The organism is Xanthomonas sp. NCPPB 4037, assembly GCF_041475695.2.
Classification (GTDB): domain Bacteria; phylum Pseudomonadota; class Gammaproteobacteria; order Xanthomonadales; family Xanthomonadaceae; genus Xanthomonas; species Xanthomonas campestris.
Genome location: NZ_CM191261.1, coordinates 2,182,556 through 2,194,412, shown reverse-complemented (window position 1 = coordinate 2,194,412; position 11,857 = coordinate 2,182,556). Strand labels below are relative to the sequence as shown.

At 66.4% G+C, this 11,857-nt stretch carries 12 protein-coding genes; 7 read left to right on the top strand and 5 right to left on the bottom strand.

Annotation, left to right across the window (positions count from 1 at the left end):
• The first annotated feature begins 21 nt into the window (after positions 1-21).
• The 5 genes from ACCQ01_RS09840 (at position 22) to ACCQ01_RS09820 (ending at position 3,736) form a co-directional block, all read left to right on the top strand.
• Entirely contained in the window at positions 22-819 is a 798-nt protein-coding gene (locus ACCQ01_RS09840) for an enoyl-CoA hydratase-related protein (RefSeq protein WP_076036860.1), read from the top strand.
• A 76-nt stretch (positions 820-895) separates the two neighbouring features.
• Complete coding sequence (locus ACCQ01_RS09835) at positions 896-1,792, top strand: hydroxymethylglutaryl-CoA lyase (protein ID WP_228433388.1); 897 nt, start codon at positions 896-898, stop codon at positions 1,790-1,792.
• A 103-nt stretch (positions 1,793-1,895) separates the two neighbouring features.
• A complete protein-coding gene (locus ACCQ01_RS09830; protein ID WP_228433390.1) occupies positions 1,896-2,666 on the top strand; it encodes an SDR family oxidoreductase in 771 nt (256 codons plus the stop codon).
• Between the two features lie 100 nt (positions 2,667-2,766).
• Positions 2,767-3,333: an elongation factor P-like protein YeiP gene (gene yeiP / locus ACCQ01_RS09825; protein WP_011037000.1), complete on the top strand. Its 567-nt coding sequence runs from the start codon at positions 2,767-2,769 to the stop codon at positions 3,331-3,333.
• A 1-nt stretch (position 3,334) separates the two neighbouring features.
• On the top strand, positions 3,335-3,736 hold the full coding sequence (locus ACCQ01_RS09820) for a hypothetical protein (RefSeq protein WP_116922267.1): 402 nt from the start codon (positions 3,335-3,337) through the stop codon (positions 3,734-3,736).
• 255 nt (positions 3,737-3,991) lie between these two features.
• Here the strand turns inward: ACCQ01_RS09820 and ACCQ01_RS09815 are convergent, their stop codons facing one another.
• The 3 genes from ACCQ01_RS09815 to ACCQ01_RS09805 are packed head-to-tail and all read right to left on the bottom strand — an operon-like array spanning position 3,992 to position 7,597.
• On the bottom strand, positions 3,992-5,854 hold the full coding sequence (locus ACCQ01_RS09815; RefSeq protein ID WP_228433392.1) for a DUF7844 domain-containing protein: 1,863 nt from the start codon (positions 5,852-5,854) through the stop codon (positions 3,992-3,994).
• Positions 5,851-6,144: a DUF2388 domain-containing protein gene (locus ACCQ01_RS09810; RefSeq protein ID WP_011036997.1), complete on the bottom strand. Its 294-nt coding sequence runs from the start codon at positions 6,142-6,144 to the stop codon at positions 5,851-5,853. Before ACCQ01_RS09810 ends, ACCQ01_RS09815 begins: the two co-directional genes overlap by 4 nt.
• Positions 6,145-6,178: 34 nt before the next feature.
• Entirely contained in the window at positions 6,179-7,597 is a 1,419-nt protein-coding gene (locus tag ACCQ01_RS09805) for a D-2-hydroxyglutarate dehydrogenase (RefSeq protein WP_228433394.1), read from the bottom strand.
• A 207-nt stretch (positions 7,598-7,804) separates the two neighbouring features.
• Between ACCQ01_RS09805 and serA the strand changes: the two genes are divergently transcribed.
• The gene (gene serA / locus ACCQ01_RS09800) at positions 7,805-9,046 is read left to right on the top strand and encodes a phosphoglycerate dehydrogenase (protein WP_040941385.1); all 1,242 of its coding nucleotides are present in this window, start codon (positions 7,805-7,807) and stop codon (positions 9,044-9,046) included.
• A 197-nt stretch (positions 9,047-9,243) separates the two neighbouring features.
• Here the strand turns inward: serA and ACCQ01_RS09795 are convergent, their stop codons facing one another.
• Together ACCQ01_RS09795 and ACCQ01_RS09790 are read right to left on the bottom strand one after the other, a co-directional pair.
• Positions 9,244-9,525, bottom strand: coding sequence for a hypothetical protein (locus ACCQ01_RS09795; RefSeq protein WP_011036994.1), 282 nt, complete (start codon positions 9,523-9,525; stop codon positions 9,244-9,246).
• 106 nt (positions 9,526-9,631) lie between these two features.
• Complete coding sequence (locus ACCQ01_RS09790) at positions 9,632-10,183, bottom strand: NUDIX hydrolase (protein ID WP_076056997.1); 552 nt, start codon at positions 10,181-10,183, stop codon at positions 9,632-9,634.
• A 179-nt stretch (positions 10,184-10,362) separates the two neighbouring features.
• Here ACCQ01_RS09790 and ACCQ01_RS09785 point away from each other — a divergent pair, with 179 nt between their 5' ends.
• A complete protein-coding gene (locus ACCQ01_RS09785) occupies positions 10,363-11,835 on the top strand; it encodes an amino acid permease (RefSeq protein WP_228433396.1) in 1,473 nt (490 codons plus the stop codon).
• Positions 11,836-11,857 lie beyond the last annotated feature (22 nt).

Sequence of the window (11,857 nt, the reverse complement as noted above, 5' to 3'; positions counted from 1 at the left end):
CCATTCATGGACGCATGCGCAATGCAGGAAACCGGCTTGATCGTCGAGGACCAGGGAGCGGTCCGTACGTTGCGGCTCAATCGCCCGGCGGTGCACAACGCGTTCGACGCGACCCTGATTGCCGCCCTCACCGCCGCCCTGCAGCAGGCCGGTACCGATGCGCAGGTGCGGGTGGTGGTGGTCACCGGTGCCGGCGCGGCGTTTTCCGCAGGCGCCGACCTGCACTGGATGCGCAGCATGGTCAGCGCCAGCGAAGCCGACAATGCGGCCGATGCACTGGCGCTGGCGCGTCTGATGCGCACACTGGACGAATTGCCCAAGCCCACCATTGCGCGCGTCAATGGCGCCGCGTTTGGCGGCGGCGTCGGCCTGGTGGCGTGTTGCGATATCGCCATCGGCTGCACAGAGGCGCGCTTTGGTCTGACCGAAAGCCGCCTCGGCCTGCTGCCGGCGGTGATTTCGCCCTACGTGATCGCCGCGATCGGCGCGCGCCAGGCGCGGCGCTGGTTTGCCACCGCGGAAATCTTCGATGCCGGCATGGCGCAATCGCTCGGGCTGCTGCATCAATTGGTGGCCGCCGACCAGCTCGACATTGCGGTGCAACGCCAGATCCGCCTACTGCTCTCCGCCGCACCGCAGGCCGCCAGCAGCGCCAAGGCGCTGGTGCGCAGCATGCTGCCGTATTGCGAACGCGATGCCATCGATGCGGCCAACGCCGCCTTGATCGCCCGCTTGCGTGTGTCGCCGGAAGGCCAGGAAGGCCTGGGCGCCTTCCTCGACAAGCGCCCACCGGCGTGGGCGAGCGAGGAAAGCGCATGAGGCTGTCCTGGTATCTAGCCGACCCCATGCCGTGCAGCGGGCAGCAGCAACGGCGCTCCACGGCCCGGAGCCGCCCATGAGCGACTTCGTACGCATTGTCGAAGTGGGCCCGCGCGACGGCCTGCAGAACGAAGCCAACCCGATTGCCACCGCCGACAAGATCGCCTTGATCAATCAGCTCTCTGCCACCGGGTTGCGCACAATCGAGGCGACCAGCTTCGTCAGCCCGCGCTGGGTGCCGCAGCTGGCCGACGCCGCCGAGGTGTTTGCGGGCATCACCCGCCAGCCCGGCATCGCCTACCCGGTGCTGGTGCCGAACCTGCAGGGCTATGCGCGTGCCCACGCGGCCGGCGCGCAGGAAGTGGCGGTGTTCACCGCGGCCTCCGAAACCTTCAACCGCACCAATACCAATGCCGGCATCGACGAATCGATCGAGCGCTTCCGGCCGATCCTGGAACAGGCCGCGCAGGACGGCGTGTGCGTGCGCGGCTACGTGTCCACGGTGCTCGGCTGCCCCTACCAGGGCGAGGTGGCGGTGGCCGATGTGGTGAATGTGGCCGAGCGACTGTACCGCCTGGGCTGCTACGAGATTTCGCTGGGCGACACCATCGGCGTCGGCACCCCGGCCAAGGCACGCCAGATGCTGGCCGCGGTGGCCGGCAGCATCCCGATGCAGGCCCTGGCCGTGCACTTTCACGACACCTACGGCCAGGCGCTGGCCAATATCGCCGCCTGCCTGGAGCAAGGCGTGCGGGTGGTGGATGCGGCCGTGTCCGGCGCCGGTGGCTGCCCGTATGCGAAGGGTGCCAGCGGCAATGTCGCCAGCGAGGACGTGGTCTATCTGCTGCATGGCCTGGGCATGCCCACCGGCATCGACCTGCCTGCCCTTGCCCGCACCGGGCGCTGGCTGGCGCAACTGCTGGGCAGGGAAACCGGCAGCAAGGTCGGCAAGGCACTGGCAGCGGCCGCCTGATCATTCCACCCGCGTTGCGCCGCGCAGCGATGCGATGAGCGCTTCGGCTAGAATCGCCGACCGATCGCCGGCCGGCATCACCGCTTTCAAGGAACCCACGCGCATGCAGTCTTCTTCTGTCCTTGCCATCGTTACCGGCGGCGTTTCCGGCCTCGGCCTGGCCGTGGCGCAGCGCATCGTCGCCGACGGCGGCAAGGTCGCGCTGTTCGACGTCAATGCCGACAAGGCAGAGGCGGCGTTGGCCTTGCTGGGCGCCGGCAACGCGCACTATTTCGCCACCGACGTGACCGATGAGGCGCAGGTTGCCGCCAATGTCGCGCAAGCGGCGCAGGCACTGGGCGGGCTCAACCTGGCCGTGAACTGCGCCGGCATCCTCGGCGCCGGCCGCGTGCTGGGCAAGGAGGCTGCGATGCCGCTGGCCACCTTCTGCACCACCGTCATGGTCAATCTGGTCGGTAGCTTCAATGTCGCCAAGGCCGCAGCGGAGGTGATGCAACACAACGCGGCCGGCGAGGATGGCGAGCGCGGGGTAATCATCCACACCGCCTCGGTAGCCGCCTACGAGGGCCAGATCGGCCAGGCCGCGTACGCCGCCAGCAAGGGTGGCGTGGTCGGGATGACCTTGCCGATGGCGCGCGAACTGGCACGCTTCGGCATCCGCGTCATGACCATTGCGCCCGGCGTGTTCTGGACCCCGATGGTGGATGGCATGCCCGAAGCCGTGCAGCAATCGCTGGCCGCCTCGATCCCGTTCCCCTCACGTCTGGGCCAACCCGACGAGTACGCCGAAACCGTCGCCTTCATCCTGCGCACGCGCTATCTCAACGGCGAAGTCATTCGCCTGGACGGCGGCGTGCGCTTGGCGCCCAAGTAGCAGGGAATGGGGAATCGGGAATGAGGAATCGCAACCGCGCCCCACTCCCAGCACCCCGGCCCCGGCTTTTCCAATTCCCCATTCCCAACTCCCGATTCCCATGAAAGCTAACGACATCAAGAAAGGCAACGTCGTCGAATACAACGGCGGCATCTACCAGATCCGCGACATCGAACGCAGCTCGCCGCAGGGCCGCGGCGGCAATGTGCGCTTCCGCTTCATCATGTACAGCGTGCCGGGCGGCGCCAAGCTGGATGCCAGCTTCGATGCCGACGACAACCTGCCGGAAGTGGAACTGCTGCGCCGCCAGTCGACCTATTCGTATAAGGACGGCGAGGCCTTCGTGTTCATGGACGACGAGGACTACACCCCCTACATGCTGGACGCGGAGGTGATCGGCACCGACGCCGGCTACATCACCGATGGCCTCACCGGCATCTTCGTGCAGGTGATCGACGACCAGCCGGTCGCCGTGCAGCTGCCGCAGACAGTGACTCTGGAAGTGGTCGAAACCCCGCCAGAGCTCAAGGGCGGCACTGCCACCAAGCGCCCCAAGCCGGCCAAGCTCAACACCGGGCTCGAAATCATGGTGCCGGAGTACATCACCAACGGCGAACGCGTGCTGGTCAACACCACCACCGGCGAGTTCGCCGGCCGCGCCGACTGACATGCGCAGCATCCTGTGCCTGCTCGCGCTGCTGGCGCTGAGTGCCTGCACCGCCGAGCCGGCACCGGCGCCCGCCCCTGCGGCGGTCGCCTCTGCGCCCGCTGCAGTCGCCTGCACCGATCCGGTGGTGGAAGAGGAATGGCTGCAACATCCGGCCGGCCTGTGCGGCATGCCGGACGACGTGCGCAAGCTGGTGGACGACTACGACACCTGCGAGCATTTCGCCGGCGAAGAGCCGTACGACGACGCGCGCCGCCGCGAAATCGAAGCGGCCGTGGAGCAGTACTGCACGCCGGCACCCGCCCGGCTGACTGCACTGATGCAACGCTACCGCAGTGATGCTGGCGTCAGCGAGTGGCTGCGCAACTATGCAAAACAAGCGGATTTGCAGCCTGCGAGCTGAGCCGTGCCATGCAGATGTAGCGGCTTGCTGCGTTCCCGATGCTTCCAAGCCGCTTTCTCACGCTGGACGCACTGGAAAGCGCGTCCGTCCCGGCGTTAGCTTGCGCGCAGCGCAACGCGGCATGCGCGCTGTTGTCAGCGTCAACTCACTCGCAATCGCCTAAAGACCTTCAAGTCGCGGGCGTGTTGGTGTGTTGGATGCACCCGCAATGCCTGCAACGCGGCAATCAACCGACGCAAACGCCAGCGTCGCCGCTCACTTGGCAGTCACTGATCCAGCAGCCGCAACTGCCTGCGCCGGCTGTGCAAGCACGCGCAATCGTGCACGCAGCCTTTCCACGTTCGCCTCACCCTGTTCCAGATCATCGCGCAGCTCCGCAGACAACTGCTGTCGGCCCATCGCCTGCAATTGCTTCCAGCCATCGGCCAGGCCGCTACTGGCCTGCGCGACCTGGGCGCTCACACGTTGCTGCTCGTCGGCCTGCGGTAATCCGTAGCCGGGGCCATCGAGAAGCGCCGCCGGGTGACTGAGCCGCGCCTGCCGGGCGAACAGGCGCTGCAGTTGATCCTGCACTGCTGCGCGCTCGGCGATGCCGGGCCGCAACAGGCGCTTGAGCGCATCGCGCGCGATCAGCTCCTGTCGCCGTAACGCGGCCTGCTCCAGCAACAATGCAGCTGCGGTTTCGCGCAGGCCGCCGCGGTCGAACCACTGCGCGCGTGCGCCAGGCGCGGCATCCAGCCATTGCGCAACACTCATCTGCGGTACCGGAATGCCGCGCCGAAGCACGTCGAACATGGCCTGATAATGCGCAGCCGCCGATTCGAAGTAATAGCCCTGACGTGTGGCCTGCGCGCGGTCGTCCAGCACGTGCAGATCGGCAAGGCCGGCGCGCTGCAGCCGCTGGCGCACGCCGCGCGGGGTGATCGATGACACGGCGGCTTCAGCAAGACGCGGCACGCCGTCGTGCAACAACTTGTAGGTTTCCACCGCGCAGTTGTTGCTGATGAAGTAATAGCGCCCGTCGTAGCTCCAGTGCACCTGCGCGGCGCGCGCCAGCAGCGCGGCGATCTCATCCGGGCGCAACGCCAGCGGCACCGACGACAGGGCACGCAATTCCACCTTGGTGTATTCGTCGATGACCTGGTTCAACGGCAGCACGAACAGCCGTGACGGATACGAGCCGGTCAGCCCGCGCCAGCTGGAGATCTGCACATCGCCGACGAAGGCACGAAACGACAGCACGCGGTGATACTGCAGATCCAGCCGGCACGCCGGCCCTGGCGCGCGGCCGGGCGCGCAGATCACCAGCCGCAACATGCTGTGGCCCCAGCGACTCATCGGCTGCTCGTTGCCTTCGGCAAGCAAATAGTCCACCGCATAGACCCGCGCCGGATCCAACGCCAGCAGCGACATCGCACCGGCATCGTTGTCGGCCTGCAGATACGGCAAGGTCGGCGCGCATGCTGCCGCAGCGTGCGGCGGCCCTAGCCGCTCGGAAAACCAGGCCGCGAGCGCTGGACGGCGGCAGGCGTAGTCCGCATCCAGCACGTAATGCTCGAGATTGACCGCAACAAATTCGGCCGGGCTATGCCGCTCGTAGGCATCGGGACTGCGGTCGCTGAAGCGGTTTGCACCGCGCCCGACCCGCCAGGGACGCACCTGCCAGCCGGCAAGATCGCGCAGGCGTGGGTCGCGCGATAACGCACTGCCCGCTCCACGGTCGCGCACGTGCGCCAATTCATGCACCAACGCCGCCATCGCCGCCCGCGTGGCCGGGGCGCTGATATCAGTGCGTGCGCTGGCGGGCTGCATGCTCCAGGCATCCAACAGCGCACGATCGAGCAGGATGCGATTGCCGATCGCACGACCATGCACCTGCGCCGGCAAATCGCGGCGCCACTGCAATTGAATGGGTGCTGCATCGCGCGTTACCCAGGCCGCGGGCAAGCGTTGTTCAACCTGCTGCAGCAGCGCCTGGCTGGACGCGCGCTCCGACGGGATCAACTCCGACCCGACAACCGACACCTGCAGCGCGGGCGAACGCTGCGATTGGGCGTGCGCCGCCGGTGCGATCGCTGCGGCCAGCCACAGCCATGCGCACCGGCGACGACGATTCACTGCGCCAGGATGGACTGAGCCAGTTCCAGGTCGCTGGACACGCGCGCCGCATCGCTGCGACTGCGCAATTGCAGCAATGCCGCTTCAAGCCGCGCACCGCGGATGGCGCCATCGCTGGCCACGAAACCGGCCGCATCTTCGCGTGCGTCGGCAACCACCTTGTCGTCGCCGGAACTGCTGCTGTTGGACGAACCGGCCGACGAGGCACCGGCCGAGGTTCCCGCAAGACTGGATGCGGCGGCTGCTAGCGGCAGCAGGGTCAACGCACAAAACACCAGGGAGCGCATCATCGGCGTGTCTATTCCATGTGAGGTGGTGAAGAGACTACCCGGCAGGCGTTGCGCCGGGCACCTCGTCCATATCGAACAGCTTGCCTGGATTCAGCAAAAGATGGGGGTCGAGCACCTGTTTGATGCCGCGCATCAATGCGATTTCTGCCGCCGAGCGCGTACTCCACAGGTACGGTTTCTTGACCAGGCCAATGCCGTGCTCGGCCGAGATGCTGCCGTCGAAACGCTGCAGGCTCTGCGCCAGCAACTTGGTGACCTGCTCGCAGGCAGTGATGAAATCTGCCTGGCTGGTGGCGTCGGGCTTGAGCACGTTGATATGCAGGTTGCCATCGCCGATATGGCCAAACCACACCACATCGAAATGCGGGTAGGCGTCGTGCAGCAATGCCTGCGTCTCGGCCAGGAACGCCGGCATCGCCGAGATCCGCACCGACACATCGTTCTTGTATGGGGTGTAACGCGCCAGCGCTTCGGTGATGCCTTCGCGCAGGCGCCACAGCTGCGCCGCCTGCGCATCGCTCTGGCTGATCACCCCGTCGCTCACCCAGCCCTGCTCCATGCAGGCCTCGAACGCCGCCATCGCCGCCGCTTCCTGCGCCTCATCGCCGGCAGCGAACTCGGTCACCACGTAGTACGGGTGCACCTGCGCAAACGGCGCCTGCGCGCCGTGCGCCAGCACGTGCTCCAGCGCGCGATCGGTGAAAAATTCAAACGCTTCCAGCCGCAGCTGTGCGCGAAACGCCGCGAACACCTGCATCAACACATCGAACGACGGCAGCGCCAGCAGCATCACGTTGCTCGGCGGCGGCGGGTCGGTCAGCCGCAGCGTCGCTTCGACCACGATGCCCAGCGTGCCTTCCGAGCCGATCATCAGATGCCGGAAGTCGTAGCCGCTGGAATTTTTCACCAGCGCATTGTTGAGGTGCAGCAGCTCGCCGGTGCCGGTGACCACGCTGAGCCCGGCCACCCATTCGCGGGTATTGCCGTAGCGGATCACGCGGATGCCGCCGGCATTGGTAGCGATATTGCCGCCGATCGAGCACGAACCACGCGCTGCGAAATCCACCGGATACACCAAGCCGTGCTCGCGCGCGGCGTTGTGCACCGCTTCCAGCGACATACCGGCCTGCACGGTGAGCGTGCGATCCACCGCATCGAAGGCCAGCGGCTTGTTCAACCGCTCCAGGCTCAGCACCAGCTCGCCATTGGCTGCGACCGCGCCACCAGACAAACCGGTACGCCCGCCCGAGGGCACCACGGCCACCGCATGCGTGTTGGCCCAGCGCACCACCGCCTGCACTTCTTCCACCGACCCCGGCAGCGCGATCGCCAGCGGATTCGGCGTCCAGCGGCGCGTCCAGTCGCGGCCGTAGTGCTCCAGGTCGGCCGGTTCGGTCTTCAACCGCAGCGCGGGGACGGCCTGTTGCAAGGAGAGGATGCGGGGATCGGTCATGGCACGCAGCGCGGCGGTAGGAACCCCACAGCGTGCCAGCCTGCGCCGGCCCCGTCCAGCCGCGTCAACGTGCGTACGCACAGCGTTGGATTCAGCTGAAACCGTTGCGGCACAAGGGCTGCGGCGTCACACCGCAGGCACTGCGGGTGCCAAATCGCCCACCCCATCTGGCATAGTGGCCGGCCCGATTGCTGCAGTGCGTCCACCATGTCGCCGAAGAAAACCTCGTTTCCCAAGCAGGACATCCGCGTCCTGTTGCTGGAAGGCATCAGCCAGACCGCCGTGGACGTGTTCCGCGCCGCCGGTTACTCGCAGATCGAGCTGCACGCCAAGTCCCTGCCCGAGGACGAACTCAAGGCGCGCATCGCCGAGGCGCACATCGTCGGCATTCGCTCGCGCACCCATTTGAGCGCCGATGTGCTGGCGCATGCCAAGCGGCTGATCGCGGTGGGCTGCTTCTGCATCGGCACCAATCAGGTCGACCTGGAAGCGGCGGAACTGGCCGGCATTCCGGTGTTCAACGCGCCCTACTCCAACACCCGCAGCGTGGCCGAGCTGGTGATCGCCGAGGCCATCCTGCTGTTGCGCGGCATCCCGCAGAAAAATGCGGAATGTCACCGCGGTGGCTGGTCCAAGTCGGCCGCCGGCAGCCACGAAACCCGCGGCAAGGTGTTGGGCATCGTTGGCTACGGGCACATCGGCACCCAGGTTGGCGTGCTGGCCGAATCGCTAGGCATGCAGGTGATCTTCCACGACATCGAAACCAAGCTGTCGCTGGGCAACGCGCGCGCGGCGATCGACCTGGACGACCTGCTGGCGCGCTCGGACGTGGTGACCCTGCACGTGCCGGAGACCCCGTCCACCAAGGACATGATCGGCGCGGCAGAAATCGCCCGCATGAAGCCCGGCGCGCATCTGATCAATGCCTCGCGCGGCACCGTCATCGACATCGATGCACTAGATGCGGCGCTCACCTCTGGCCAGATCGGTGGCGCGGCCGTGGATGTGTTCCCGATCGAGCCCAAGGGCAATGGCGATGCGTTCGAATCGCCGTTGATTGCGCACGACAACGTCATCCTGACCCCGCACGTGGGCGGCAGCACGCTGGAAGCACAGGACAATATCGGCGTCGAAGTGGCCGCCAAGCTGGTGCGCTACAGCGACAACGGCAGCACCTTGTCGGCGGTGAACTTCCCTGAAGTCACCCTGCCCGAGCACCCCGACAGCCTGCGGCTGCTGCACATCCACCGCAACGTGCCGGGCGTGCTGTCGCAGATCAACGAACTGTTCTCGCGCCACAACCTCAACATCGATGGTCAGTTTTTGCGCACCGACCCCAAGGTGGGCTATGTGGTGATCGATGTCAGCGCCAGCGAGGAGCTGGCGGGCGTGTTGAAGGACGAGCTGGGTCAGATCACCGGCACCTTGCGGACGCGGGTTCTCTACTGACGGGGATTAGGGATTCGGAAGTTGGGATTGGGAAGAGCGGCGGCGCTGGCGCGTCCTTTCCCTGACCGCTCTCTGGCTTGGATCGATTGCGGTGGCGCAGACGCGAATGCGCGCACTGCCAAAACAAGCGCGCAAAAGCGAATCACGCAACGTACGCGCTTGCGAATCCCCAATCCCGAATCCCGAATCCCAGCCCCTCAGGGCTGCAACTCGCCGCGCAAGCCCTCGCTCAACAGATAGTCGTCGGCCTTCAAATACCACCGCTCCGGGCCGGTGGTGACCGCCTCCATGTACAGGCCGTCGCCATCCTCGCGCGGCGGGCGCTGCAGGCTGACGATCGCCACGCCATGCGGCGGCCCGCTCAACGCCAGCAGCGCCCGTTGCACGGTACGCGCCAGTTCGGCCGAGTCCATCCGGTCATCGACCGGGCGGAACGCCAGGCGGTATGTGAACGAAGCAGCGGTGCGGGACATGGGCATGGACAGGCAACGGGCGCCCAAGGGTACCCAATCCCGCCATGCCCGCCCAGCCAACGGACGCTCGGCACCCGCGCAATCCGGCCCGGCAACGCCCGTCGCCGGCGCATCAGCTGCCGCCGTGCGCCATCCACTTCTCGGCCATGCGTCGCATCGACGGATCCAGCTCCGGGTCGGCCAGCAGCTCGGCGATCGGGCGCCACGCCAAAGCGAGCGATTCTTCGCTGACCTGGAAAGTCTCGTCGGCGCCGGCGACCACCACGTAGCGTGCGTCGTAATGCCAGTGGCCGGCCACCTCGCCACGGGCCGGGATCCAGTGCCGGTCCAGGTCGAACAGCCGGCCGTCGGCCAGGGTCAGGCCGGTGAGGCCGGATTCCTCCTGTGCCTCGCGCAGTGCCACCTGGGCCAGATCGCGGTCGCCATCGGCGTGGCCGCCCAGCTGCAGCCAGCGCTGCAGCTTGCGGTGATGGGTCAGCAGCGTGCGGGTGCCATCGGCACTGACCACCCACGCCGAGCCGGTGAAGTGACCTTCGACACGCTCGCGCACGAACGGATCGGTGGCATCGTCCAGGAGTTGCGCAAACTGCTCGGCCAGTGCGGCTTCGTCGGGCCAGCGGCTGCGGTACGCGGCCAGTTGCTGTTGCAGGGTCGAATCCACCATCGCTCGTCTCGGTTTCCACGCAGGGCCAGGCGGCCATTATCGCCATTCATGCTGCGTACGTGCTTGTCGCGAGCGTGTAGCTTTGGCAAGGTACGTCGCTTGCCCAACCCACCGGGGTCCGGGCGCATGACCTTCATCCGGGCGCTTGCGCCTTGCTTTGCCACTGGGGATGTCACCGAATGCTGAAGTCTTTATTGCGGGTCAAACCGATCGAGCCCGCAGGCCACGTCGATGCCGGCGAACCGTTCGAAGGCAGCCTGCAAGGCGAAGCCACCCTCAAACGCACCCTCACCGCCAAGCACCTGATCATGCTCGGCATCGGCGCGGTGATCGGTGCCGGCATCTTTGTTTTGACCGGCCAGGCCGCAGCCAATCACGCCGGGCCAGCTGTGATGCTGTCGTTCGTGTTCGCCGGCATCGCCTGCGCCTTTGCCGGTCTGTGCTACGCCGAGTTCGCGGCAATGATGCCGGTCTCCGGCAGCGCCTATTCGTATTCATATGCCACGCTCGGCGAAGGCGTCGCCTGGTTCATTGGCTGGTGCCTGGTGCTTGAGTACCTGTTTGCCGGCTCCAGCGTCGCGGTCGGTTGGTCCGCCTACCTCATCAGCTTCCTGACCGGCACGCTCGGGCTGCCGTTCCCGGCAGAACTGGCCGGCGCGCCCCTGGCCTGGGACGGCCATGGCTTTGTTAGCTCCGGCAACATCGTCAACTTGCCGGCCGTGTTGATCGTCGGCGCGGTGAGCATGCTGTGCTACGTGGGCGTGACCCAATCCGCGTTCGCCAACGCGATCGTGGTGGCGATCAAGGTGGTGGTGATCTGCCTGTTCGTCGGCTTCGGCATCGCCTACATCGATCCGGCGAACTGGCACCCCTTTATCCCGGAGAACACCGGGCCGGGGCAGTTCGGCTGGGACGGGGTGTTCCGCGCGGCCTCCATCGTGTTCTTTTCCTACATCGGGTTCGACGCGGTCTCGACCTCCGCCGGCGAGACCAAGGACCCGCAGAAAAACATGCCGATCGGCATCCTGGTGTCACTGGCAATCTGCACCGTCATCTACATCATCGTGTGCGCGGTGTTGACCGGATTGTTGCCGTATACCCAGCTCGGCACCGCCAAGCCGGTGGCCACTGCGCTGGAAGCGCACCCGCAACTGAGCTGGCTCAAGACTGCAGTGGAGATCGGCGCGATCGCTGGCCTGTCCTCGGTGGTGCTGGTGATGCTGATGGCGCAGCCGCGCATCTTCTACACCATGGCCAAGGACGGGTTGATGCCGAAACTGTTCGGCAGGGTGCACCCGAAATTCCACACACCCTACGTCGGCACCCTGTTCGTCGGCGTGGTCGCCGCGCTGCTGGCCGGGGTGATTCCGTTGAACGTCCTGGGCGAACTGGTCTCGATGGGCACCCTGCTCGCCTTCGCCACCGTGTGCGCCGGCGTGATGGTGCTGCGCTTCACCAAGCCCGACCTGCCGCGCCCGTTCCGGGTGCCGCTGGCGATGGTGATCTGCCCCCTGGGCGCGTTGGCCTGTCTGTTCCTGTTCTTCCAGGCCTTCCAGGAACACTGGAAGGTGTTCGTGGGCTGGACCGTGATTGGACTGGCGATCTACTTCGGCTACGGCATCCACCACAGTCGCCTCGCGAAACGGGCCTAAGCTTCTCTCAAGACCGGCGCGC

Bases quoted from the DNA above. Each gene is read 5' to 3' on its own strand.
- ACCQ01_RS09840 (WP_076036860.1), top strand. From the start codon at position 22: ATGCAGGAAACCGGCTTGATCGTCGAGGACCAGGGAGCGGTCCGTACG.
- ACCQ01_RS09835 (WP_228433388.1), top strand. From the start codon at position 896: ATGAGCGACTTCGTACGCATTGTCGAAGTGGGCCCGCGCGACGGCCTG.
- ACCQ01_RS09830 (WP_228433390.1), top strand. From the start codon at position 1,896: ATGCAGTCTTCTTCTGTCCTTGCCATCGTTACCGGCGGCGTTTCCGGC.
- yeiP (WP_011037000.1), top strand. From the start codon at position 2,767: ATGAAAGCTAACGACATCAAGAAAGGCAACGTCGTCGAATACAACGGC.
- ACCQ01_RS09820 (WP_116922267.1), top strand. From the start codon at position 3,335: ATGCGCAGCATCCTGTGCCTGCTCGCGCTGCTGGCGCTGAGTGCCTGC.
- ACCQ01_RS09810 (WP_011036997.1), bottom strand. From the start codon at position 6,144: ATGATGCGCTCCCTGGTGTTTTGTGCGTTGACCCTGCTGCCGCTAGCA.
- ACCQ01_RS09805 (WP_228433394.1), bottom strand. From the start codon at position 7,597: ATGACCGATCCCCGCATCCTCTCCTTGCAACAGGCCGTCCCCGCGCTG.
- serA (WP_040941385.1), top strand. From the start codon at position 7,805: ATGTCGCCGAAGAAAACCTCGTTTCCCAAGCAGGACATCCGCGTCCTG.
- ACCQ01_RS09795 (WP_011036994.1), bottom strand. From the start codon at position 9,525: ATGCCCATGTCCCGCACCGCTGCTTCGTTCACATACCGCCTGGCGTTC.
- ACCQ01_RS09790 (WP_076056997.1), bottom strand. From the start codon at position 10,183: ATGGTGGATTCGACCCTGCAACAGCAACTGGCCGCGTACCGCAGCCGC.
- ACCQ01_RS09785 (WP_228433396.1), top strand. From the start codon at position 10,363: ATGCTGAAGTCTTTATTGCGGGTCAAACCGATCGAGCCCGCAGGCCAC.